The 23001-nt window shown below is 66.8% G+C and carries 23 protein-coding genes; 15 read left to right on the forward strand and 8 right to left on the reverse strand.

The window, feature by feature from the left end; all coding sequences use genetic code 11:
* The first annotated feature begins 1 nt into the window (after window position 1).
* From GBA63_RS04260 to GBA63_RS04275, 4 genes are all read left to right on the forward strand, one after another.
* Entirely contained in the window at window positions 2-790 is a 789-nt protein-coding gene (locus GBA63_RS04260) for an SDR family oxidoreductase (RefSeq protein ID WP_166173761.1), read from the forward strand.
* Window positions 791-1028: 238 nt separating this feature from the next.
* Window positions 1029-1490, forward strand: a complete 462-nt coding sequence (locus GBA63_RS04265) for an Hsp20/alpha crystallin family protein (protein ID WP_166173763.1) — start codon at window positions 1029-1031, stop codon at window positions 1488-1490.
* 521 nt (window positions 1491-2011) lie between these two features.
* Window positions 2012-3682 carry a BCCT family transporter gene (locus GBA63_RS04270; protein ID WP_166173765.1) on the forward strand — a complete coding sequence of 557 codons (1671 nt, stop codon included), beginning with the start codon at window positions 2012-2014 and terminating at the stop codon, window positions 3680-3682.
* Window positions 3682-4671 carry a glycine betaine ABC transporter substrate-binding protein gene (locus GBA63_RS04275; RefSeq protein ID WP_166173767.1) on the forward strand — a complete coding sequence of 330 codons (990 nt, stop codon included), beginning with the start codon at window positions 3682-3684 and terminating at the stop codon, window positions 4669-4671. Before GBA63_RS04270 ends, GBA63_RS04275 begins: the two co-directional genes overlap by 1 nt.
* Before the next feature lie 273 nt (window positions 4672-4944).
* Here the strand turns inward: GBA63_RS04275 and GBA63_RS04280 are convergent, their stop codons facing one another.
* The 7 genes from GBA63_RS04280 to GBA63_RS24260 form a co-directional block, all read right to left on the reverse strand.
* Entirely contained in the window at window positions 4945-5400 is a 456-nt protein-coding gene (locus tag GBA63_RS04280) for a VOC family protein (RefSeq protein WP_166173769.1), read from the reverse strand.
* Between the two features lie 494 nt (window positions 5401-5894).
* Window positions 5895-6704: an alpha/beta fold hydrolase gene (locus tag GBA63_RS04285; RefSeq protein ID WP_166173771.1), complete on the reverse strand. Its 810-nt coding sequence runs from the start codon at window positions 6702-6704 to the stop codon at window positions 5895-5897.
* 2 nt (window positions 6705-6706) lie between these two features.
* The gene (locus tag GBA63_RS04290) at window positions 6707-7507 is read right to left on the reverse strand and encodes an alpha/beta fold hydrolase (protein WP_166173773.1); all 801 of its coding nucleotides are present in this window, start codon (window positions 7505-7507) and stop codon (window positions 6707-6709) included.
* 97 nt (window positions 7508-7604) lie between these two features.
* Window positions 7605-8792, reverse strand: coding sequence for a copper chaperone (locus GBA63_RS04295; protein ID WP_166173775.1), 1188 nt, complete (start codon window positions 8790-8792; stop codon window positions 7605-7607).
* Window positions 8793-8860: 68 nt separating this feature from the next.
* The gene (locus GBA63_RS04300) at window positions 8861-9481 is read right to left on the reverse strand and encodes a DUF1326 domain-containing protein (RefSeq protein ID WP_166173777.1); all 621 of its coding nucleotides are present in this window, start codon (window positions 9479-9481) and stop codon (window positions 8861-8863) included.
* A 250-nt stretch (window positions 9482-9731) separates the two neighbouring features.
* Window positions 9732-11165, reverse strand: coding sequence for an FAD-binding oxidoreductase (locus GBA63_RS04305; protein WP_166173779.1), 1434 nt, complete (start codon window positions 11163-11165; stop codon window positions 9732-9734).
* 169 nt (window positions 11166-11334) lie between these two features.
* Entirely contained in the window at window positions 11335-11613 is a 279-nt protein-coding gene (locus GBA63_RS24260) for a plasmid pRiA4b ORF-3 family protein (protein WP_166173781.1), read from the reverse strand.
* Between the two features lie 205 nt (window positions 11614-11818).
* Between GBA63_RS24260 and GBA63_RS04315 the strand changes: the two genes are divergently transcribed.
* From GBA63_RS04315 to GBA63_RS04345, 7 genes are all read left to right on the forward strand, one after another.
* Window positions 11819-12844 (forward strand): thiamine pyrophosphate-dependent dehydrogenase E1 component subunit alpha, encoded by a 1026-nt coding sequence (locus GBA63_RS04315; RefSeq protein WP_166173783.1) that lies wholly within the window; start codon window positions 11819-11821, stop codon window positions 12842-12844.
* Complete coding sequence (locus tag GBA63_RS04320) at window positions 12837-13826, forward strand: alpha-ketoacid dehydrogenase subunit beta (protein WP_166173785.1); 990 nt, start codon at window positions 12837-12839, stop codon at window positions 13824-13826. Before GBA63_RS04315 ends, GBA63_RS04320 begins: the two co-directional genes overlap by 8 nt.
* A gap of 21 nt (window positions 13827-13847) precedes the next feature.
* Window positions 13848-14069, forward strand: coding sequence for a biotin/lipoyl-containing protein (locus GBA63_RS04325; protein WP_228282454.1), 222 nt, complete (start codon window positions 13848-13850; stop codon window positions 14067-14069).
* A gap of 15 nt (window positions 14070-14084) precedes the next feature.
* A complete protein-coding gene (locus tag GBA63_RS04330) occupies window positions 14085-14867 on the forward strand; it encodes an SDR family NAD(P)-dependent oxidoreductase (protein ID WP_166173789.1) in 783 nt (260 codons plus the stop codon).
* Window positions 14864-15622 (forward strand): SDR family NAD(P)-dependent oxidoreductase, encoded by a 759-nt coding sequence (locus tag GBA63_RS04335; RefSeq protein ID WP_166173791.1) that lies wholly within the window; start codon window positions 14864-14866, stop codon window positions 15620-15622. Before GBA63_RS04330 ends, GBA63_RS04335 begins: the two co-directional genes overlap by 4 nt.
* Window positions 15623-15755: 133 nt before the next feature.
* Entirely contained in the window at window positions 15756-17069 is a 1314-nt protein-coding gene (locus GBA63_RS04340; protein WP_166173793.1) for an amidohydrolase family protein, read from the forward strand.
* Window positions 17070-17073: 4 nt separating this feature from the next.
* Window positions 17074-17868, forward strand: coding sequence for an N-acyl homoserine lactonase family protein (locus GBA63_RS04345; RefSeq protein ID WP_166173795.1), 795 nt, complete (start codon window positions 17074-17076; stop codon window positions 17866-17868).
* 6 nt (window positions 17869-17874) lie between these two features.
* On the opposite strand, the gene GBA63_RS04350 is transcribed toward GBA63_RS04345, so the two are convergent.
* The gene (locus GBA63_RS04350) at window positions 17875-18567 is read right to left on the reverse strand and encodes a GntR family transcriptional regulator (RefSeq protein WP_166173797.1); all 693 of its coding nucleotides are present in this window, start codon (window positions 18565-18567) and stop codon (window positions 17875-17877) included.
* Window positions 18568-18672: 105 nt separating this feature from the next.
* Between GBA63_RS04350 and thrC the strand changes: the two genes are divergently transcribed.
* From thrC to GBA63_RS04370, 4 genes are read left to right on the forward strand one after another with little or no spacing between them, the layout of a single operon-like run.
* Window positions 18673-19908 carry a threonine synthase gene (gene thrC, locus GBA63_RS04355; protein ID WP_166173799.1) on the forward strand — a complete coding sequence of 412 codons (1236 nt, stop codon included), beginning with the start codon at window positions 18673-18675 and terminating at the stop codon, window positions 19906-19908.
* A gap of 11 nt (window positions 19909-19919) precedes the next feature.
* The gene (locus GBA63_RS04360) at window positions 19920-21224 is read left to right on the forward strand and encodes an ABC transporter substrate-binding protein (protein ID WP_166173801.1); all 1305 of its coding nucleotides are present in this window, start codon (window positions 19920-19922) and stop codon (window positions 21222-21224) included.
* A gap of 22 nt (window positions 21225-21246) precedes the next feature.
* Window positions 21247-22161: a carbohydrate ABC transporter permease gene (locus GBA63_RS04365; protein WP_166173803.1), complete on the forward strand. Its 915-nt coding sequence runs from the start codon at window positions 21247-21249 to the stop codon at window positions 22159-22161.
* The gene (locus GBA63_RS04370; RefSeq protein ID WP_166173805.1) at window positions 22161-23000 is read left to right on the forward strand and encodes a carbohydrate ABC transporter permease; all 840 of its coding nucleotides are present in this window, start codon (window positions 22161-22163) and stop codon (window positions 22998-23000) included. The genes GBA63_RS04365 and GBA63_RS04370 overlap by 1 nt, the downstream gene beginning before the upstream one ends.
* Window position 23001: the final 1 nt, after the last annotated feature.

Genomic DNA, 23001 nt, shown 5'->3' on the forward strand with positions numbered 1-23001 from the left:
GGTGGATCTCGGCCTGGCAGGAAAGACGGCCCTTGTAACGGCTGCGAGCAAAGGGCTCGGGAGGGCGATAGCGACCGAGCTCGCCCGGGAAGGCGCCCGCGTCGTGATCTCCAGCCGCGACGAGGCGACGCTCGCCCGGACGGCGGAGGAGATCGGGGGCGAGACCGGGGCCGAGGTCGGATACCGGGCCGCGGATCTCACGAAGGGCTCGGACATCGAGGCCCTGGTGGCGCACGCCGTGGACCGCTTCGGCGGCATCGACATCCTCGTCAACAACACGGGCGGCCCGCCGACGGGCTTCTTCGCGGACCTGGACGACGAGGCGTGGGATTTGGCGTTCCGTCAGATCATACTGAGCCTCGTACGCTGCGTGCGGGGTGTGCTCCCCTCCATGCGCGAACGCGGCGGGGGCCGCATCGTCAACGTCGCCTCCTCCTCCGTAAAACAGCCCATAGACAACCTCCTCCTCTCCAACACGTTCCGCGCCGGCTTGAACGGTCTCGCCAAGAGCCTCTCCCTGGAGCTCGCCCCGGACGGCATCCTGGTCAACACTTTGGGCCCCGGCCGCATCCTCACCGGACGGACCGAATCCGTGGACGCCGGGCAGGCCGAGGCGCAGGGCGTCTCCGTCGGGGAGGTCCGCGAGCAGTTCGCCGCCCGGATACCGCTCGGGCGCTACGGGACGCCGGAGGAGTTCGCCCGCGTCGCCGCCTTTTTGGCGTCGCCGGCCAACGGCTACGTGACGGGGCAGGCCATCCTGGTCGACGGCGGGATGGTCAGGGCGCTCTAGAGCGGTTTGCAAAGAGGTCGACCTCTTTGCGAAGCTGTCAGCCTTTAGCCATCGGCTTTCAGCCAAGAACAAAAAAGCTGAAAGCCGACAGCGGAGGCGAAGCCGGAGCGGGCCGATAGCCGACGGCGCGGGTCGCCGGCCCGACTTCTGTGTCCCCGAAGCATTGTGGATAGAATGCGGCGATGCGGGCATCGCGGGGCTGACGCACCACTTTGGTAGACCGACGTCAGGAGGAGAGATGAGCGAGCAGCGCAGGAACCCGTTTCGGGGTTTTCTCGACATGGCGAGCGAGATGAACCGGATGCGCTACATCGGCTCCTACGGCCAGGATTCCGGCCAGGAGGACCGCGAGAGGACCCACGCCACGGCCTGGGTCCCGACGGCCGACGTGTTCGCGCGGGGAAGGGACCTCGTGATCCGGATGGAGCTCGCGGGCGTCGCCCCGCAGGACATCGACGTCTCGTTTCACGAGAATACCCTGACGGTGTCCGGAGAGCGGGGCAGGGACGTCGACGAGGTGAGCTTCTACGTCCACGAGCGCTTCTACGGCGTCTTCCGCCGAAGCATGACCCTGCCTGCCGGCGTAGACGAGGACGACATAACCGCCGAGTTCGACAACGGCCTCGTCGAGATCACCGTTAAAGGCGGCGCCGTCTCGTCGGAACCCCGTCGAATAGAGGTACGCAACAGGGCAGGCTAGTCAGCCCGGCGCTTCGCGCCTTTCAGCACGCTGCAGCCTTCGGCTTCCGCTCTCAGCACGCCTCCCTGCGGGAGGCTTTCAGCCTGTCAGCCAGTCGTCTGGGGACGTTACGCTTCGCGACGTCCGAACGGCAGCGCAAAGCGCGGCCCGGTCACGCCTCTGACGGCAAAAGCTGACGGGCTGAAAGCGAGGCCCGCGGAGGCGAAGCCGGAGCAGTCCGAAGCGTGCTGAAAGTGGAGCCCGTAGGGCGGAACGTGCTGAGAGCGGAGCCCGACAGGGCGTAGCGGGCTGATGAGCGTTCGGGTAACATATCCGGGACGTTCCTGAGCCGCTTCGCTCACGGAGGGCCTTCGGCCCGGGCGTGGCTCGCAGCGTTTCTGCCGCGGCGCTCTGTCGCACCCCCGGTCCGGTCGGGCCCGTTCTTACGTTTTTTATTTGGGAGCAATGCATATTTTGGTGCAGGAGCGAAGCCGGTAAACCGGAAGATGGGTCGCCGGGGGTTTGATAAGAGAGGGGTTCGTATGCAACAGGCACGGGAAGAGAGATCCCAGGTCGGCGCAGTATTCTGGGTTTCGGCCGCGTTCGCGCTCGGCTTTATCTTGTGGGGGGCGTTGGCGCCGGCCAACTTTGGCGCGGTGACGCAGGCCATCTTCGACTGGGTCGTCTCGAACCTCGGGTGGTTCTACCTGCTGGCGGGTAACTTCTTTTTGATCTTCGTCGTCTTTCTCGCCCTCAGCCGCTACGGGAAATTGCGGATCGGTAAAGAAGGCGAAAGGCCCGAGTTCAGCACCTTCGCGTGGTTCGCGATGCTCTTCCAGGCGGGGATGGGGCCGGCCCTGATCTTCTGGGGCGTGGCCGAACCCCTGGCCCACTACAACGACCCGCCGTTCGGGCTCGCCAAGGCCGGCTCGACGGACGCCGCCCAGCTGGGCATCCAGTACTCCTACTTCCACTGGGCGCTTCATCCGTGGGCCATGTACGCCGTCGTCGGGCTCGTCGTCGGGTACTTCAGCTTCCGCAGGGACGAGCCCGGCCTCATAAGCCCCGTCTTCAGGCCGCTCTTCGGGGATAGGGTGGACGGGCCGCTCGGCAAGACCATAGACGTGATGAGCGTCATAGCCGTGCTCTTCGGGGTCGCCGTGGCGCTCGGGCAGGCGGGGCTTCAGCTCACCGCGGGGCTCGGCCAGACCTTCGGGACCCCCGTCGGGGTGGTCGCGCAGCTCGTCGTTATCGGCGTCACCACCGTGGCGTTCATGATCTCGGCCTCGACCGCCGTCGAGAAAGGCGTGAACTACCTGAGCCAGATCAGCATGTACATAGCCGGCGTGCTTCTCGTGATCTTCCTCGTCATAGGACCTACGGCCGTCCAGCTCGGCGCCCTGACGCAAGGGCTCGGCGACTACTTCGGCGGCCTGATCCCGATGAGCATGAGGATGAACTCTTTTGATCAGGACAACGCCTGGCTCGGCTCCTGGACGGTCTTCTACTGGTCGTGGTGGATCGCCTGGTGCCCCTACGTCGGCCTGTTCATAGCGAGGATCTCCCGCGGGCGCACCATCCGCCAGTTCGTCCTCGGCACCGTCATAGGCCCGAGCGTCGTCACTTTTGTCTGGATAGCGGTCTTCGGCGGCTCCGCCCTCTACCTCGACAGGACGCAGGGCGGCGGCATCGCCGACCGGGTGGTCAGCGACCCGGCGAGCGGGATGTTCGTCTTTCTGGAGCAGTTCCCGCTCGCCCTGCCGCTCTCGATCCTGACGCTCGCGGTGCTCTGGATCTTCTTTGTCGCCGGCGCCGACGCGGGGACCATCGTCCTCGGCAGCCTCTCCACCGGCGGGCCCCGGGAACCGAAGCGGTGGATCAAGCTCTCCTGGGGCGTGGCAATGGCCGCCATCGCCGGCATCCTGCTCGTCGCCGGCGGCCTGGGCGCCCTGCAATCCGCCTCGGTCCTCACCGGCGTTCCCTTCGCCGTGATAATGGTCCTGATGTGCGTGGCGTTCTTCAAGCACCTCCGCTCGGAGGCCCGAGAGGCCGACCGCGAGGAACGGGAAGACCGGGGCATCACGATCCGGCGCCGTCCTGGAACGTCCCCCCCGGGCGGACCGGTGACGGGCCAGGCTTTCACCGCCGAGAACCCGCTGCGGGGACAAGAAGGGCGGCCGAACACGGGCGGTCTGGGACCGGAGGACCGTTGATGCCGCGCCCGAAGTTACTGCTTCCGGCGCTCTTTGTCGCGTCCGTCCTCGTCGCTCTGGCCGCGGGCTGCGGGGCTGGCGGGGGAGATGGAGAATCAAAGAACAAAATTACCCCTGACCAGTTCCGGTTGAGCGGCACGCAGCGTGACGCCCAGTTCGCCGTCGGCTCCGAGGCCTTCACCGAGCAGGAGGTCCTCGGCAGCATCACCATCCAGGCCCTCGAAGCCGCCGACGCCACGGTCGTCGACAGGACCGGCCTCGGCGGCAACGAGGCCGTCCGCCAGGCGCTGGAGAGCGGCGAGATCGACCTCTACTGGGAGTACACGGCTACCGGCTGGCTCGTCCACCTCTCCGAGACCCGCTCCATACCCGATCCGCAAGAACAGTACGAGGCCGTCGCCAAACGGGACCTCGAAGAGAACGGCATCCGGTGGCTCGAACCCGCGCCGGGCAACGACACCTACGCCGTAGCCGCGAGCGAGAAGACCCGTAAAGATCTCGACGTACAGAACATCTCCGACCTGGCGCGGCTGGTCGAGGAGCGTCCGCAAGACGCGACGCTCTGCTTCAACAACGACGACGGCTTCCGCACCCGCTTCGACGGGCTGCCCGGCATGGAGAGGGCCTACGGCTTCCAGTTCCCCGAGGAGAACCTGGTCGAGGTATCCCTGGACGCGGTCTACGGGGCCACGGACGAGGCCGAGATCTGCAACTTCGGCGTCGTCTTTACGACCAGCGGCTTTCTCCGCGAATCCGGCCTGAAGCCCCTGGAAGACGACGAGGACTTCTTCGCCGTCTACAACCCAGCCCTGACCATCCGCGGCGAGATGTTCGACCAGTACCCCCAACTTCGCGAGCTCTTCGCCCCCATCTCCGAAAAACTCGACACACAGACCCTCCTCGACCTGAACTACGCCGTCGAAGTAGAGGGCAAGTCCCCCGAAGAAGTAGCCCGCCGGTGGCTCAGGGAGAACGGCTTCGTGGAGTAAAGGCCAAGCAACGGCACCAACTTTTCGTGCCCGCCGGAACGTGTGGGACGCGTGGCGGGACCGGGCCGCAGGGAGGTCAGGGGGCGGCCGTCGATTTTCGAAGCCTAAAGCGATTTGCAGAGAGAGTGAGACTGTTTGCAAGGCTATCAGCGATCAGCTTTCAGCCAGGGACAAAAAGGCTGATAGCTGAGAGCGCAGGCCTGTGAAGCAGGCCGGAGCGGGCTGATGGCTGACGGCGCGGTTTTCGGGAGCGACGAGCTTCCGAAAACCGCTCTAGGGTATCTCGGCGGTGCTCCACTCGGCGTGCTTCAGGCCGGCCTCGACGGGGACGCCCGGCTTGGCCCACACGATCTCGTGCTCGCCCCCGTCGGGGTCGGTGAAGCCGAAGTTCAGTAGCGAGCCCATGTCCGTAACCGCCCCGTCGCCCACCCCTTCGGCGACGACGCGTCGGCGAAGTTCCCAAAACGCCTCCTCGCTGGCCGCGCTGAGCGCGAAGTGGTCCAGGCGGCCGCGCCGAAACATCGGCAGGGGACCCGGCGGTTCGACGTCGGGCACCTGGAAGGGGTGCAAGACCGTGTGCGGTCCCACCTCGATAAAGGCGTGCCGGAGGCCCTCTTCTTCCAGGTCGACCGTCGCCCGCGCCCCGAAGACGCGCCCGTAAAAGGCGATCAGCCGCTCCATGTCGGACGTGACGAACGTCAGGTGGTGGATGTCGTTTAGCAGTCGCAATTTCGCCTCCTTTTGCCGGGGCCGCGTTTGCCCCCTCGGGGCATGCTAGCCCGAGCGCGGGGCGCGGCCACCGGCAGATCTGCGTATTTTGGGCGCGTCGGCCCCGGAGGGCGGCCGGGCAAGACCGCCTAACGCGAAAGGACCACAAGATGCAACAAGCCGGTCTTTGCGGCCGGCCTAAGCCCCGCCACGCGCCCCGGACCCAAAGGCGGGGTTTCACGCGCTCCACCCCAAATGACCGCGAGAGAGGGGGGCACAAGAAGGCGGGGGTACTCGACAGAACGGTGTCGCCAAGCGCCGCGGTCGTGAGACGGTCGCCGAAGAGCTGCCGAGGGGTGGTCCCCGGATTTTTCCGCCCTCGCAGGTCCGCCAGGATCTCTCCTTTTCCGCTATCCTCGGCGGCTTGTCTCGCCACGGAAGGTGCCACAAAGCTACGAATGCGGCTTCTTCCCGAAGATATCTTCGCGGCTTCCCACGCGCTGACCATCCGAGCCTCAGTTTCGGGCCTCGACCTCCTGCCAGAAGGCGTCGACGCGGGCGTTCCACTTGTCGGGGATCTCCTGGAAGGGCTGGTGGGCCTCGCCGGGCAGCACCTCGAAGCGGGCGCCGGGTATCGCATCGGCGACGGCGTGGCCGAACCGGGGCGGCAGTATGACGTCGAATTCCCCCGCCAGCACCAGCGTGGGCGCGGCGATCTGCGGGAGGCGGTCGGTCGTGTCGTGCTCGCGGCAGACGTCGACCTGAGCCTGAAAGGCCCCGGTCGACTGCCCATGCGCGAAATTCAGCGCCTCCTCGACGATCCCGGCTACCGAGCCGTCCGCGTGCGCGCGCGGCGTGTAGACCCACGTGAAGAAGGCCTCGAAGAAGGCGCGCCCGCTCGGCGCGGCCTCCGGCAGCCAGCGCCAGAAGTCGAGCTGCGAGCGAAACAGCGCGTCGGGGCGGGCATAGGTGCTGTTGAGGACGAGGCTGCGGACGAGCTCGGGGTGGCGGACCGCCAGCTCCTGCGCGATCGCGCTCCCCATCGAGAAGCCGGCGACGTGGGCGGAGGGCACATCGAGCGCCCGCAGAACCGCGGCCGCGTCGTCCGCCATCACCGCCGCCGAGGCGGGCCCTTCGGGCATCGCAGTTCGGCCCGCTCCGCGGTTATCGAACGCGGTCATGCGGTAGCGGTCGGCGAGCCCGTCGAGCTGAAACTGCCACGACTCGACGGTGTCGCCGAGACCGCCGATAAGCAGGACGTCCGGCCCCTCTCCCACCTGCTCGGTCCAGATGTCGAGGTCGCCTGCACGCACGTGCTCTCCCACCTTCAGCCTCCTCCTTTGGTCGCGTACACAAAGGTCAGCACCTCGGACGTGAACAGCCCGGTGCCGGTGTCCATCGCCGAGTGTCCCTGTCCGGGCATGACGACGACGCGGGAGTCCGGCAGCGACCCGTCCACCTCCTCCGCGGCCTTTCTCATGGCGGCCGGGCTCTCGCCCCCGCTCAACAGCAGCGTCGGAGCTTCGAGATCCCCGAACCGCTCCGGCTCGAACCCGTAGCCTTTGACCGCTCGCAGCTCCCGCGGGATAGTGTGCGCGGCATCCACTCGTGCCTGCCACACGGGCAGCGACCGCATGTACTCCACCGTCTCGGGCGGCAGCCCGGCGACCTCGCGCATCGTGGTGACGATGACCCCATCCCGGTCGCCGGCCGCGAGCATCGCCTCCATCCGCTCGATGACCTCGGACGGGTAGATCTCCTCGCCGGCCACCTCGATCCCCGGATCGTAGAGCACCAACTTCCGAACGTTCCGGGTGAGCAGCGCGGCCTCGAGCGCGCACAACCCCCCGTAAGAGTGGCCCAGCACGTGCACCGGCTCTCCGATGGAGTCCACCATCGCCGCTACATCCTCGTACTCCCGCTCGATGGCGTAGCCGTCGGCGTCGCCGCTGCTCCCGCGCCCCCGGCGGTCGAGCGCGTAGACGGTGAAGTGTTCCTCGAGCGCCGGGAGAACCGGATTCCAGCGGCTGTGATCGGCGGCAGTCCCGTGGACCAACACCAGCGGGGGGCCTTCTCCGCCGCGCCAGTGAGCGATCGGCGTGCCGTCTCTGGAGGTGATCGTCTCCATTTGCCGTTCTCTCCTTCCCACGCTTCCCGCAGGTCGTCGGGCCGATCCTGCCGTGAACCGGCTGGTGGTCAACGGTTCGCTGTTCCGTGGGTGCCGCTCACCGCCTCCCCAAATCGCCACACGCGAGGCTGACCGCCGGCCCTTGGGAACCGTACGATTCCGCGTGGACATTCACGTAGGACTCCCCGCCGGAGAAGAGTTGGGCAACCGTGAATCCCTCTATGACGGTGTCGCTCGACCCATCGCCGCTGGTACCCGACACGACCGGCGTCAGGGGATGTTCGATCTCCCCGGCGTCACTATGATGGCCGTGGTCTTGGTGGCGTCCGTGGTTTTCGTCGTTTCCCGCCGGCTCTCCGGCGCAAGAGCCAGGATGAATGTGGGCCAAATACATCGCTCCGGGGTCGGGCAAGCCCTCGACATCGAGCCGGATCTCGATTCCGCCAGACGTATCGGTGAAGTTGGCGGTCCCGCTCACGGCGGAGTCGTTTGCGGGAGCCAGCGGGATCCTGGCGGAAGATTGCAGCGCCGGCGCTATCCCGAGCGTCAAGCCAAAACCCAGCAACACTACGCCGAGCGGAGCACCGATCCTCCGTCCCCAGGAGACGTTCTTCTCGACGGCCATCACCGCCCCCAGCACCAGCATCCAGCCGAGACTCCCGGCCCCGACCACGAACATCAAGAGCATCAAAGACCAGCAGCACCCGACGCAAAACAGCCCGTGATGCACCCCTAGTCGGAACGCTTGAGATCTCTCGCGGTTTCCCCGCCAGTGCTCCGTGACGAAGCTCAAGGGGGAGCGGCATTTCTCCAGGCACTTGTACTTCAGCGGCGTGAACTGGTAGAGGCCGGCCAGCATTATGATCCCCGCCCCCAAAACCCATGTGTTGGCCTCAAGCAGCCCGCTCTGCCCGATTAGCCGGTGCAAAGCCCAACCGCCGAGGTAGACGACACCGCCGAACAGCGTCCAGGTTCCTATGTAGCCGGCGATGAGTAGCGCGACCAGCAGCGCGCGATCCCGCCGCTGGCGGGCGATGGTGCGGAACAGCGTGATCAGGGGCAGGCTGGTCGGTAGCATCATGGCGACCACCATTACGGTCCAACCGATTACGAACACGAGCACGAAGGAGCCGCCACGCGCGAACGCGGTGGAGTCGTGGTGCCCGTAGAACAGCCCACCGGGGGACCGTCCCCACGCCCACAGCGCCAGCCAGGCGAGGGCGATCAGCGTCGCCATCAGGACGAAAAAGAGCCTGTTATGGTCGTCGCGCGGCGCGGCCCACACGGAGTTTCAACTTTCTCTCAGAAGATCAAAGCCGGGGCGGGAGCCGAAGATGCTCCCGCCCTTCACCTTCAGGCCGCCTCGAAGCTGAAGTGACCCTGAATCGCGTTGTTGTTCGAGATGTCCATGTCCTTCAGCCCATAGCTGGAGGAATTCCTCTGGTACTTCGCGGCCTTGCTCACGTACGCGGGCGAGCCGGGGATGGTCGAAAACACGGTCTCCTGCAACGTGGTCGGTTTCTCGGTAGCACCCACGTAAGAGTCCATGTCCGCCTCGACGACCGGGGCCGGGCCGGAGCCGACCCTCAGCGAGCCCTTGCCCTTCTCGACCGTGAAGGTGATCGGCGCCCGCTCGACCGAGACGACCTCGCCGATCAACCGCGCGAAGTCTTCTAGCGGGCCCCCGAGCTTGCCGGTGAAGACGTTCAGCATCGCTTCCTGCTGCTCGGGCGTCGCCCCGTCGTCCACGAAGGCGGCAACCTTCCAGTCGCCCTGGAAGATGTTGCCGGGTATGTGGGTTACGCTCGCGAAGGTGCGCCCCGAGACGTCCACCCCGTCGACCGTCCCCGCATCGATGTGGTACGCCACCACCGCGTCGCAGGTGCCGTTATCGGGGTCCTCGCCGATCCAGCACGGACACAGTACGTTGCAGTCGCAGACCTCCAGTATGCGTCCTTCGAGCCGGTAAGCCACTCTCTCCTCCTTTCCGACTCGTCGTTGATCTTCCCCCGTCTGATGCGATCTCGCTACTCGATAAACCTCCTCCCGCGCTCGTTGTCCGGGTACTCTGGTCCGCTTTGATCCTTGCCCACTCACCCCCGGAGGATGTTGCGGTCGTGACGAGGCGCTAGAAGCGCCAGGGGTCTTTTCCTGTTGGCAGAACCTCCACGTCCGCGTAGCCGGCTTCGAGCATCGGCCCGATCCCGAATGCCCCGTTACCCGCTCACGCCGTCGGCTTGATGTTCTGGTTGAGGCGGAAGAGGTTGGTCGGGTCGTAGCGGTTCTTCAGGGCGACAAGCCGTTCGTAGTTCTCGCCGAAGGCGCCGCGCAGCAACCCGTCCCCTTCTTCCAGGAAGCCGGGGAAGTTCAGGTACATCCCGCCGCTGGAGAAGCGCCGCATGTCGGAGAAACAATCTCTGACCCAGACGATGTTCGCCCCATCTTCTTTCGGTTCTGCTTCCCAGTTCGCCTCGATGCCGAGCAGGATGGGCGCGCTGCGGTCGCCGAAAGCGCTCTCGTCCGCACCGACGCGCCCCATCGCCCCGCCCTGGTACCACACGTCTATCGTGGAGTAATCGGAAGGCGCGTTCTCCGCATGTTGCACGAGGCGTTCGATCACCTCGTCCTCCAACCCGTCCACGTTCACCGACTTCCAGTAGTAGTGCCACCCGTCCGGGTAGTCCTCGTCCAGAACCTTCTGGGCCTCGGTGTAGGGCATCCGCGCGCTCAGGTCCGCGATGGGCGCGCCGAGATCGCGCAGCGGCCTCAAGGCCCGCTCGCCCTCCTCGGCCCCACCGGGGTGCATCGCCAGGAGCGCGACGAACTGCTCGCCGTGCCAATTCTCCGGGAAGAGGTCCACCCGCGGAACCCGCCCCAGCACCCCGAGAGGACTCACTTCATCGGGAGCCTGGGCCGCGTACTCGTCGCAGAAACGCAGCACCTCCTTCGCCCTGTCACCGGGATAAAGCACGAAGCAGAACGTGACCTCCGGGCCTACGGGATGCAGGCGGTACTCGAACGAAGTAACGACGCCGAAGTTCCCGCCGCCGCCCCGGATTCCCCAGAAGAGATCGGCGTTCTCGGTCTCGCTCGCCGTGAGCAAGCGCCCATCCGCCGTGACCACGTCCACGGAGAGGAGGTTGTCCGAGGAGAGGCCGTGTTTGCGCCTGAGCCAGCCGATGCCGCCGCCCAGAGTGAGACCCGCTATCCCCGTCTCCGAGACCACGCCGAGGGGCGTCGCCAGCCCGAAGACCTGCGTCTCGCGGTCGAGGTCGCCGAGGGTCGCCCCGGCTTCGGCGCGAACCGCGCGCCGCTCGGCGTCGACCCGTATCCCTTTCATGGGCGAGAGGTCTATGACCAACCCGCCGTCGCAGACAGCGTTGCCAGCGACGTTGTGCCCCCCGCCGCGCACCGCCACGAGGAGATCATGCTCCCGTGCGAAGTCGACCGAGTCAACGACGTCGCCCACGCCTGCGCACCGGACTATGAGCGCGGGCCGCCTGTCTATCAGACCGCTCCAGATCCGCCGCGCCTCCTCGTAGGCGGCGTCTGTGGGTTGGATCGCCTCTCCCCGCAACCCGGCCCCGAACCGCTCGACCAGCGAATCCTCGATCGACGCATCCGCCCCCGTCAGCGTAACGACGCGCATCTCCGCCATGCCCGCTCACCTCCTCGCAAATTCCCCACATCACCCCGCCATCTCGACGGAGATAGCCACAACCGTATCAGGGCCGCGACGCGGGCACATCGCCCGAAAGTGCTAGTCCCCGAACTTACTAACCGAGCCGCGAGAATTAGGGTTCTTCGGGCGCAAGATTCGTGACCGTTCAGTACGCGCCTCGAAGAGGACGGCCCACGGGAGACACCCGCCGGCGCCGCTTGCCGCTGGACGCGCTCCTGCAGCAGGACGTTGACCGCACGCGGTCGAACGCCTCCGGATCGAAGCCTCTGCCGAGGATCTCTTGGGTCCGGCGACGTTCGCAGTCTCTGAACGGGCTGGCGGCGAGGTTCAGTAGCTCTTGGTAAGCCCAGGATCCTCCGCGGTCTTCCGGTGGACATGCCCTCTTACCGCCGATACGGATCGGAGAGTCCTTCTTGGGGTCCACCTTCGAGACCTTCGATTGGTAGATCTATGTCGAGGAAGCCGCTTCCAATCCGGCCGTGCGGACGTTCTAAGCTCCGCAAAGCCCCGAGCTCTTTATGCTCCCAAAGACCCCGCCACCTCTTGACGCCGGCCGTCCTGTATGCAATATACTACATCCAAATTAGCTGGAACCGGTGTCGGGTTCGACGTGGGGCGGGAGGCGATGGATGAGGGATGGCGGGGTACGGGCTGAGCTTGGGGACGAGAAGCTGGTCGAGATGTTGCGGCTGATGTTCAGGATCCGGCGCTTCGAGGAGAAGCTGGCCCGGCTCTTCAAGCGGGGGAAGCTGCCCGGGTTCGTGCACCTTTATATCGGGGAGGAGGCCGTGGCGGTCGGGGCTTGTTCGGCGCTAAAGAGGGAGGACCGAATAACGTCGACCCACCGGGGTCACGGGCACGTCATAGCCAAGGGGGCCGAGGTCAGGCGCATGATGGCGGAGCTCTTGGGCAAGGTCGACGGCTACTGCCGGGGCAAGGGTGGGTCGATGCACACCGTGGACTTCGGGCTCGGGGTGATGGGGACAAACGGGATCGTTGGCGGCGGGATTCCTATAGCGGTCGGTTCGGCGTGGGGGGACAAGCAACTCGGGCGGGACTACGTTACGGTCAGCTTCTTCGGGGATGGGGCCTCCAACCAGGGCGTCTTCTTCGAGAGCATGAACCTGGCGGCGATCTGGAAGCTGCCGGTCATCTTTATGTGCGAGAACAACGGCTACACCGAGTGGACCGCGACGGAGAAGCTGACCGCGGGGGACATCTCGGACAGGGGCAGGGCTTTCGGCATCCCTTCGGCGCGGGTGGACGGGAACGACGTGCTCGCGGTCAACGAGGCGGTCGCTGAGGCCGTCAGGCTCGCGAGGGCGGGTGGCGGGCCCAGCCTGATCGAGGCGAAGACCTACCGCTGGCACGGCCACAACGAGGGCGAGGAGGTCTTCTCCGGCAAGTACCGTCCCGAGGAGGAGATGGCCGAGTGGCGGGAGAAGGACCCAATAGCCGCCCTGGGGGCCCGCCTGACGGAGTGGGGCGTGATGGGCGCCGACGACGTGGCCCGGGTCGACGCCGAGGAGACGCGGAGGGTCGAGGAGGCCCTGGAGTTCGCCCAACAGAGCCCTTTCCCCGACCCCGAAGAGGCGCTCGCGCATCTGTTCTACGGGGAGAGGCCCGGGTTGCAGAAGGAGGTTCTCGGTGGCTGAGGAGCGTTCGATCTACTTCATAAAAGCGATGTACGAGGGCCTGCGCGACGCGATGCGCGAAGACGAAACGGTGGTCGTGATCGGGGAAGACGTCGACCGCTCCATCATCGGGGCCACCCGCGGCCTCATAGAAGAGTTCGGGGACGAGAGGGTAAAGAACACGCCCATCTCCGAGGCCACCTTCGTAGGCGCCTGTATAGGGGCGGCGGCGGCCGGGATGCGGCCCGTCGTGGACCTCATGGTCGGTTCGTTCTTCTACGTCAGCATGGACCAGGTCGCCAACCAGGCCGCCAAGCTGCCGTACATGAGCGGCGGTCAGGTCTCGCTGCCCATCGTCTACTTCACGGCTTCGGGACCGTCGGGCTCCGCTGCGGCCCAGCACTCCGAAAACCCGCACCCGATGCTCATGAACGTCGCGGGGTTGAAAGTGGTCATGCCGGGTAGCCCGCGTGACGCGAAGGGGCTCATGCACGCGGCCATAAAGGACCCGAACCCCGTGGTCTTCTTTCAAGATGCCGTGCTCGGGGGGACCAGGGGGCCGGTGCCGGACGGGCCGTACCAGATCCCGCTAGGAGAGGCCGAGGTCAAGCGCGAGGGCGAGGACGTGACGGTGGTCGCCATAGGCGCTCTTGTGAACCGGGCGCTGAGGGTGGCCGACAAGCTAAAGAACGAGGGCGTCTCCGTGGAGGTGGTCGACCCGCGGACGCTGGTGCCGCTCGACAAGAAGACCATACTGGATTCCGTACGGAAGACCGGTCGGCTGGTGGTCTGCGACAACGCGCGCATCACGTGCAGCGCGGCTTCGGAGGTCGCGGCGATCGTCTCCGAAGAAGCCTTCGATTCCTTGAAGGCGGCGCCGCGGCGGGTGGCGTGGGAGGACGTGCCCGTGCCGTTCTCGCCGGTCTTGGAGAAGCGGGTGCTGGTCGACGACGAGAAGATATCGGCGGCCATCCGGTCCACGCTGGCGACCGCCACGGTCTAGAGAGGAGCGCTCTTGCACGACGTGGAGTTGCCCAAATGGGGCATGACCATGCAGGACGGCACGATCTCCGAGTGGGTCAAAAAGCCCGGGGACAGCGTCGAGGAGGGGGACGTCATAGCCATCATAGAGACGGAGAAGGTGGACGCCGACCTCGAAGCCCCCGAGTCCGGCGTCCTGAAGGAGATCCTGGTGGAGGCGGGCCGGACGGTCGACGTCGGCACCGTGCTCGCCCGAATCGAATAGGCTTGAATACGGACCATGTTGCTCGAAGGTAAGACGGCCTTCGTCTCGGGCGGCGCGAGGGGCATCGGGCTCGCGGTCGCGCGGCGCTTTTGCGAGGAGGGCGCGCGCGTCGTGATCGGGGACGTAAGGGCCGAGGACGCGGAGGCGGCGGCCGACGGCCTGCGCGAGGCGGGCCACGAGGCCGCGGCCGTCGCCGTCGACGTCACGGACGAGGCCTCGGTCGAGGAGGCGGCCCGGGCGTGCGATGAGCTTCTTGGCGGCACCGACGTCCTGGTGGCGAACGCCGGTATCATCCGCCCGACGCCGGTCCTCGAGACGGACCGCGAAGATTGGGAGCGCGTCCTCTCCGTGAACCTGACCGGCGCTTTTCTGTGTTGCAAGGCGTTCGGGCGAAGGATGGTGGAGAGGGGGGGAGGGGGGCGGATCGTCGTCACCTCCTCCCTCTTCGGGCGGCGTGGGGGGCGGGAGAACGGCTCGTACTCGGCTTCCAAGTTCGGGGCGATAGGCCTCGTCGAGTCGCTCGCCGCCGAGCTCGCCCCGCACGGCATACTCGTCAACGCCGTGTGCCCGGGCCAGGTCGACACCGAGTTGTTCCGGCGCTTCGTCGAGGAGCGGGCCGAGGCCAGGGGCGTGACGGCCGGGGAAGTAGAGGCCGAGGTCGTCGGGCGCATTCCAGTTGGCCGAATGGGGAGCCCCGAGGAGATCTCCTCCGCCTTCGTCTTCTTCGCCTCCGACCTCTCCCGCTACGTAACGGGCCAGAGCCTCGTCGTGGACGGCGGCTGGACGGTCGGACCGTGAGCGGCCTCGAAGGAAAAGTAGCCCTTATCACGGGGGGGGCCACCGGCATAGGCCGCGCCGCAGCGATCCTGCTGGCGAAGGAGGGCGCGAGCATCGTCATAGGCGACGTGAACGAAGAGGGCGCGGCCGAGGTGGTTCGGAAGATCGAGTCCGGCGGAGGCTCCGCCCTCGCCCGCCGCTGCGACGTTGGCGCGGAGCAGGACATCCGGGCGCTGATCGAGACCGCCGAAGGGGAATACGGCGGCCTCGACGTCGTCTTCGGAAACGCGGGCCTCCTGCGGACGAGCGCCCTGCAAGACCTCTCGGTGGACCTCTTCGAGCGGCACCTGCGGCTGAACCTGACGGCCAACTTTCTGCTCGCCAAGCACGCAGCCCCCGCCATGCGCCGCCGCGGCGGTGGCTCCATAATCTTCATGGCCTCGGCCGGAGGACTTCGCGGCACCCGCGGCTCCGTAGCCTACAACGCCTCCAAGGGCGGCCTCGTAAACATGACCCGCGGCCTCGCGGACGAGCTGGCCGGCGAAAACATCAGGGTCAACTGCGTCTGCCCCGGCTGGGTCGACACCCCGTTCAACAGGCCGTTCTGGGAACACGCCGGCGAAGGGGCCGAAGAAGAAGTCCTCAGAGGCGTCCCCCTCGGCCGCCAGAGCAAGCCCGAAGAAGTGGCGCCCGCCATCGCGTTCCTGGCCGGAAGCGGCTCCAGCTACATAACGGGCCAGGCGCTAGTCGTAGACGGGGGGATGATGGCAACTTGAAGGCATCGGGTTTCGGGTTACAGGCTTCAGGGGTGCGAGCATGCAACAGAAGCGCGCAAGACAGACGCCTCCCGCAAGTTCTCTTGCCTGATACCTGTAGCCTGATGCCTGAAACCTCCAAAGGGAGCTCTCTTTGCGGACTTTGATCATCGGCGCGACGCTTGTCGACGGGACGGGGGCGCCGCCCCGGGAAGACGTTACCGTGGTGGTCGAGGACCACCTGGTTACGGATGTGGTCCCCCGGCGCGCGCCCTACTATGACCGGGGTGCGCCGGTCATCGACGCGCGGGGCGGGTTTGTATTGCCCGGTGTGATCAACCACCACGTCCACGGTCTCACGCGCGGGCCGCTCATGATCGTGGGCGAGCCGCCCCTCGACGACGCCCGCGTTCGGGCGAACCTGGACAGGCTGCTGACCCAGGGGGTCACCACCGCGCTCAACGTGGACGGGTTCGCCACGGTGGAAGAAGCCGTCGCCTCGTCCCGCTTCCATCCTCTGACCGTAAAGGTCGCGACCCTGCATACCCCCACGCACCTTCAATGGGCCACGGAGGGACCGTTCTCGTTCGGGGGGGTGAAGGGGCGGCACCGCTGGACGGTCGAGAAGATGCTGGGGCGCGGGGCGCCGGCCATCGGGGAGGCCGGGCCCGGGGTCGACGCCCACTGGTCGGACTACACCCTGATCCCGGAGACCTTCCGGTCCCGGTACGGCGTACGCGTCACGATGGAGGAGGCCCGCGAACTGCGCCTCGCCGCGGAGGGAGGGGACCGCGCGCGGGTTGGGGATCTTCTTTCCGGGTACGGCGTAGACCCGGGCGAGACGGAAGCCTTCTTCGGACTCCACGAGGCGACCCTGGAGTGGCGCAAGCTCGCCCGGAAGTCGCTCGAAGAGGCCATCGCCGCGGCGAAGGACTTCGACGACCCGCTGGTCTTGCACCACACTCCGGGGACGTTCGAGGTGGTGGCCGGTGCGGCCGAGGAGCTCGGTGGGCGCGTGATCGCGGGCCATTCGAACTTCCAGATCCACGACCCCGACGACGCCGCCCGCCGCGCGAAGGAGTTGCGAAACAAGGGCGCCTGGATCGACATCATGTCCGGCGACGCTTTCTCCGCCCGTGAGTTCCACCCGACCCCGGACGTGACCTTCCGCCTCCTGTCGGATGGCCTGGTCGACCTGATCTCCACGGACTACGCCGGCGGCTTCTGGGACCCCATGCTTCTTGTTGCCGAGAAGGCCGCCGAAGCCGGGGCCATCTCTATACAAGAGGGCGTCCGCCTGATGACCTCGGCCCCCGCGGACGCCGTCCCAAAGCTCGCCCCCGACCGCGGACGCGTCGCGCCGGGCGCCGTCGCCGACCTGGTGGTCACACATCCGGGACGCCTCTCGGACGTGCGGGCGGTCTTCGTCTCCGGGCGGCGCGTCGAGCTTCCCCACAGGGACTGGTAACCCCGTGACCTCCAAGAAGACCGCCACCCGGATGTTCATGCTCCACTACGGGGCGGAGCCGTCGCCCAAGTCCATCTCCGTGCGGGGTGCTGCGGACGGGATCATCTGGTGCCCCATTATCGGGATCGCCGTCGAGACGGAAATCGGCCGGGTCCTCCTGGATACCGGCATCGGCCGGGCCTTGCTGGAAGACGAGGCCTCCAGAACGGGGATCTACGCCTCCAAAGAACAGCCCTGGGGCGTCGGCGAAGACCCGTTCCTGACCGCCCTGGAAAGGGTAGGCCTGCGACCCCGGGACTTCGCCCTCGCCGCCGTCAGCCACCTGCACGTCGACCACACCGGCGGCCTGCGCCACCTCGCGCAGGCGGGCGTCCCGATCTCCGTCCAGCGCGAAGAACTCCTCTTCGCCCGGGAGAGGGCCGGTCTCGGCGAAGCCTATTACCGCCCCGACTACGTCGACGCCGGCATAGGCTGGCGCGAGCTCGACGGTGACGCGGAACTCGCGCCCGGCGTCCACGCCCTCTCCACACCGGGCCACACGCCGGGACACATGTCCTACCGGGTCGACCTTCCCGAGACGGGCACCTGGCTTCTGGCCATGGACGCCGCCGACCTCGCCGAGAACCTGAACGACCGCGTGCCGCCGGGCCCGACCGCGGACCCCTCGGACGCCGGACGCGCGGAGGCGTCGCTACGCAGGCTGCTGGGGGAGCGGGACCGCCTGGACGCCAGGCTCGTCCCGGGCCACGACACCGTGTTCTGGCGGGCCGTCGAGCATCCCGCCGGGGGACACCGTTGAGCGTCCTTACGGGGCCGGGCTCTTTGTGGGGACACCGGACAGCTGCTCCAGCAGCCTCTCCAGGCTGCCGCGCCAGTTGTCCTCCACCGCGCGCGCGGCGCGCTCCGTATCGCCCCTCTTCAGGGCGTCCAGGATGTCGGTGTGCTCCATCGCCGAGCGCTCGGCGATCATGCCCTCCTCGAAGTACGCCACCTCGACGCGGCGGAGCTTGTCTTTCGCGCCGTCCAGGATCTTGACGAGCTCAGGGTTGTCGGATCTCTGCACGAAGACCCGGTGAAAGGCCCGGTCGGCCTCTGAGGCCGCCACGGGGCTGGCCGCCTTTAGGGCCTCCTTGAGCCGCTCGTTGGTCTCGGTCATCATCCTCAGTTCTTCTTCGCCCATGCGAGGCGCCGCGAGCCGTATCGCGAGGCTCTCCAACGTCAAGATCACGGGGTAGAGCCTCTTGGCCTGCTCCACGTCCACGTGGGCCACCCGCGTCCAGCGATTGGCCGAAGTCTCCACCAACCCCTCGTCCTCCAGCCGCAAGAACGCCTCCCGGATCGGCATCCGGCTCACGCCGAGCGCCTCGGCGAGCTCGGCGTCGCGCAACCTCTCCCCGGGCTCCAACGTGCCGTCGATGATCCAACCCCGCAGGTCCGCGTAGACCTCCTCCCGCATGAGGACCTTGCTCAAACGCTTTTTGTCTCCCGGTACCGGCATCCAACCCCCACCTCTCCACAACTCGCCCGGAATTGTACCCCCTTGACCATGACCTCATCTAAGATGTAATATGTTACATCCAAAATAAAACAAAGGGAGGGTTCTTTGGGAACGGTCACGTCCGCGACGTTGACGGGGGTAGACGGGTCGGTAGAGCAGATCGACGGCTGGTCCTGGGGGACGCTGACGGGGGGGCGGGGCAGGTCGAGTTGGGCTACGACTACGAGCGTGGGTTGTTGCCCGGGGGCGTGTTCGGGGGGAGGGATGTGGCGGTACCGGCGGTTGTTGCCGGTTGGGGAGGGGGAGGTACGGTATCCGCTTCAGATCGGCGGCACCCCCCTCGTGGCGTCGCCGCGGCTGAGGGAAGTGACGGGGATGGGGCGGCTGTGGTTCAAGGACGAGACGCGGACGCCCACGGGGTCGAACAAGGACCGGGCGACCGCGCTGGTGCTCGAGCAGGCCTTGCGGAACGGGGTCGGGACCGTCAGTTGCGCGTCGACCGGGAACGTTGCCGTCTCGCTCTCGGTGGGGGCGGCGGCGTGCGGGGTACGGGCCGTCATCTTCGTGCCGGCCGAGGTCTCCGAGACGAAGCTCAGGCTCATGCTGCTCGCGGGGGCGGCCGTGATAAAGGTCGAGGACGGCTACGAGGCGGCTTTCCGGCTCTCGCGGGAGGCGGCAAAGGCCTTCGGCTGGTACGACCGGAACACTGGGGTTAACCCGCTTACCATCGAGGCCAAAAAGACTGTGGCGTTCGAGATCTGGGAGCAACTGGGGCGCAGGGTGCCCGACGCCATCATCCTCTCCGTGGGGGATGGGCCGACCTACTCGGCGATGGTCAAGGGTTTCAGGGAGCTCGTGGCCTGCGGCGCGACGGAGAAGCTGCCCCGGGTGGTCGGGGTCCAGGCCGAGGGTTGCCAGCCGCTGGCGCGGGCTTGGAGGACGGGCTCCCCCGTCCGGTCGGTCAGGCCCCGGACCGTCGCCGACGGCATAGCCGTGGGGGCGCCGGTCAGCGCGGCGCTCGTGTTGCGCGACGCTCGGGAGACGGGCGGGGGGTTCGTGACGGTCTCCGACGGGGAGATGCTGGAAGCCATCGGGACCCTCGCTTCGGGGGGCGGCATCGTGGCAGAGCCCGCGGGGGCGGCGGCGTTCGCGGGGCTCTCGAAGGCCGTATCGGGGGGTTTGATCTCCGAGGACGAAGAGACGGTGGTGCACGTAACCGGGACCGGGCTCAAGAACCCGCAGTATCTCCGGCCGACGACCGAAGCGGCGATCGTGCGCGCAGGTCTCGAAGAGGTGGAGGCCGTGCTGGAGATGAACTCAACCGAGAGAGGGCTCGTGTAGGGGTTGGGGGCGTGAAGGTCGGGGACGAGGACGGGCGCAGGGAGTCCGGCGGACAGGAGGAGAAGATGAACAGGAACATAACGCGGCGGGATTTTTTGAGGGTCTCCGGCGCCGGGTTGGCCGGCGCGGCCGTGCTGGGCGCGGCCGGTTGCGGCGGCGGGAGCGGCGGTGGCGGCGGGGGCGCGACGCTCAAGTGGTGGGACTACTACAGCGATCTGCCCGAGACCAGCAATGCCATCGACGCGGCCATAAAGAAGTACATGAACCAGAACCCGGGCGTAAAGATAGAGCGCACCGTCGTCGGCTTCGCCGATTTGAAGCCGAAGCTGATCCAGGCCACCGCAACGGGCAAGGTGCCCGACATAGTCATAATAGACAACCCCGACCACCAGAGCTTCGCCGACCAGGGCGCCCTCGCGGACCTGACGGACTTCATGGCCGACTGGCCCGGCGCAGACCAGTACTTCGAGGGGCCGATGGCCTCGACCATGTACGAGGGCAAGAACTACGGCGTTCCCTTCGAGAGCAACGCGACGGCGCTCTTCTACAACGAGGACCTGCTCGAGCAGGCCGGAATAAGCGGCCCTCCCAAAACCTGGGAAGAGCTGCGGTCGGCGGGAGAGAAGCTCTCGCGGGGCGACACCCTGGGCTTCCTCTTCTCCGCCGCGGCCTCCGAGGAGGGCACGTTCACCTTCCTGCCGTTCCTGTGGCAGGCCGGCGGGGACGTCCAGACCATCGGGGACGAGGCGAGCGTCAGGGCGCTGACGTTCTGGAAGGATCTGGTGGACAGCGGCGTCGCGTCCAAGGCCATAACGAGCTACGGGCAGGCAGACGTGTACAACCAGTTCGTCGCCGGGAAGGCGGCGATGATGATCAACGGCCCCTGGCAACTCCCCACGCTCGACGCGGACAAGCCGAAGTTCGCGTGGGACGTGGCACCCTGGCCCAGTGACGTAGAGGAGGCCTCGATCCTGGGCGGCGAGAACTTCGCCGCGGGCAACGGGCAGAACGCAGAGGCGGCGTGGGAGGTCATCAAGTGGATGGCCGAGCCGAAGAACGTCAAAGAGCCGCTCCTGACCATCGGCCTGCCCAACCGCGAGGACATGGCCGACGACGAGGCCTGGACCAGCGACCCCCAGAAAGAGACCTTCATAGGTCAGGTAGAGGTCGCGAGGCCCAGGTCATACGGGCCAAACTACCCGAAGATCTCCGAGCAGATCTGGACGATGTTCCAGAAGGTGCTCACCGGCGAGGCCTCGCCAGAACAGGCCGCCCAGGACGCCGGCGAGCAGATCAAACCCCTCCTCGAAGGCTAGGCGAGGACCGGGAGGGCGCGGAATGACCACCACAGATGCGGGTCCCAAGCGCCGGCTCCGCCCGCGCGGGTTCGGGAACTACATGTTCGTCCTGCCTGCCGCCGTGTTCCTCGTGGCGTTCATGGTGTACCCGATCCTTTTCAACATCCAGATGAGCTTCAGGGACATGAAGGCGATAAACCTTCTCGGGCCTGGCGCCCCATGGGTCGGTTTCGAGAACTACGCGGCCATGCTCCAGAACCCGCTCTTTCTGGGCGCGCTCTGGAACTCCGTGCTCTTCACGGTCTTCTCGCTCGTCTTTCAGGTTGGGATAGGGTTCGCGCTCGCGCTCTTCTACAACCGGCCCTTCCCCGGCAACAAGGCCATGCGGGGCCTCTACCTGGTCGCGTGGACCATACCTGTGGTGGTGAGCGGCGCCATCTTCCGCTGGCTCCTGGACGGCCGGGCCGGCGTAATAAACTGGGTGCTCGACTCTTTAGGCGTCATAGGAGAACCCGTCTTCTGGCTGACCGAGCCGGACAGGGCGCTTGCCGCCGTGATCTTCATAAACATCTGGCTCGGCATCCCCTTCAACCTGGTGCTGCTTCTCGCCGGGCTCCAGGGCATCCCCGAAGAACTCTACGAGGCCGCCGCCGTGGACGGGGCGACCGGGCTCACCAAGTTCAGGTACGTCACGCTGCCGCTGCTGCGGCCGGCGCTGCTCGCCACCCTCGTCCTCGGGCTCATCTACACGTTCAAGGTCTTCGACGTGATCTGGGCGACCACCCGGGGCGGCCCCGTCAGCTCGACCGAGGTCCTGCCGACCCTGGCTTACAAGCTGGTCTTCGAGCAGTTCACCTTCGGCGAGGGCGCGGCCATACTCAACCTGATGTTCGTGGCCCTGTTCCTGTTCTCGCTCGTCTACCTGTGGCTCGTGCGACGGGAGGAGGCCGGCTGATGACCACGCGGACCGTCTCGAAGGCGTCCTGGATCTACACGGTCGTCAGCCTGCTGATGGTGTGCGTGTTCCTGTTCCCGATCTACTGGATGGTCGCGACGGCCGTGAAGCCCGCGACGGAGATCTTCGCCAACCCGCCGAAGCTGATCCCGACGAACGTGGATTTCACGGTCTGGCAGACGCGCATCTTCGAGAACCCGCGCGTGCTGCGCTACTTCGTGAACAGCCTGATCCTCGGTTTCGGGACCACCTTCCTGACGCTCGCCCTCGCGGCCCCGGCCTCCTACGGAATCGCCAAGCTGCCGATCAGGGGCAAGTCGTTTCTTCTCTCCATAAGCCTCGTCTCGTTGATGTTCCCCGCGATCATGCTCGCCCTTCCTTTTTTCGTGATGTTCAGCCGCATCGGCCTTACCGACAGTTACGCGGGCCTGATCCTCGCGAACACCGCCCTCGCCCTGCCGTTCGCGATCATAGTCCTCCGTCCGTTCTTTCTCGCCATCCCGAACGAGCTGACCGCGGCCGCCCAGATCGACGGCTGCACCCCTTTCGGCGCCTTCGTGCGCGTGGTGCTGCCCCTCGCCACCCCGGGCCTCTTCACGGCGGCCGTCTTCACGTTCCTCTTCGGGTGGAGCGACCTGGTCTTCGCCCTCTCCCTGACGACGGAGGAGTCGATGCGTCCGGTCACGGCCGGCCTGTGGAACTTTATAGGGTCGAACGTGACCCAGTGGAACGCGGTCATGGCGTTCTCGACCCTCGCCATGCTCCCGCCGCTGGCCGTCTTCCTCGTCGCCCAGCGCTACGTCGTCGCCGGCCTTACCGCCGGCGCGGTGAAGGAGTAGT

Source organism: Rubrobacter tropicus, from assembly GCF_011492945.1.
GTDB lineage: Bacteria > Actinomycetota > Rubrobacteria > Rubrobacterales > Rubrobacteraceae > Rubrobacter_D > Rubrobacter_D tropicus.